The 737-nt window shown below is 57.1% G+C and carries 1 protein-coding gene; it reads right to left on the bottom strand.

What is annotated here, in order from left to right; genetic code table 11:
* The coding region (locus tag HMPREF1556_RS08560) for an outer membrane beta-barrel family protein (RefSeq protein WP_021668053.1) at positions 1-737 on the bottom strand (737 nt) is incomplete at both ends.

Below are 737 nucleotides of genomic sequence, written 5' to 3'. Positions count from 1 at the left end.
TGGAAGTCCAGCGCCCCAAGGAAGGTGTAGCCGAGAGCAAGCTGGGCACGCTTGGCAGCACGCAGATCTTCTTTCCCTCGCATGACGCTGTACTGGTTCTCATAGTTAGCGAACGGGGAGAGTTGGCCGAAGTGGGGGCGATTGAGGCGGACAGTACCATTGAGGCTGAAGGCATGGCGGTCGTTGGGGTTGAAGCCCAGGAAGAGTGTGGGGAAGACATTGAGGTAGCTCCTCAAGTTCTCCAGACGACGGCCATTATTCTCCCCTGCCGTGTGGGTGTACTCCATACGGAGACCCGTGCGGAGATCCCACTTGTCGGAGAGCGGATGCTTGAAGTCAGCATAGAGCGCATAGACATGCTCGTCGAAGGTGATCTTGTCGTGACGCTCACCCATGGAGCTCTTGGCATCGTAGTCGCTTCGGTTGGTGGTGCGGGTCCACGTCCCCTTAGCTCCAAAGCTCAGCTTCCCCTTACCAAGCGGCTCGGTATAGTCTAGGCTCGTGATGTAGGAGTCAGTGTGCTGATCGGTCAGAGCATCAAAGTGGAAGTCCGAGCCAGGGATGGGAGTACCATTAGGCATCAAGCCTCGGGAAGTAAAGTTACGCCCCTCTTGGCTTCGATAGCCTACATAGTCGGCATCCCACGAGAGACTGCGCTTGGGAGCGGACTTGAAGGTCTTCTCGAGGTGAACGTTCGCCGTAGTGTATTGGCTCTTGTCGGTCTCGTCGGCGACACC

The sequence above is a fragment of the Porphyromonas sp. oral taxon 278 str. W7784 genome, assembly GCF_000467855.2.
GTDB lineage: Bacteria > Bacteroidota > Bacteroidia > Bacteroidales > Porphyromonadaceae > Porphyromonas.
The sequence above is the reverse complement of the archived record's forward strand: the minus strand, read 5'-3'. Positions and strand labels throughout refer to the sequence as shown.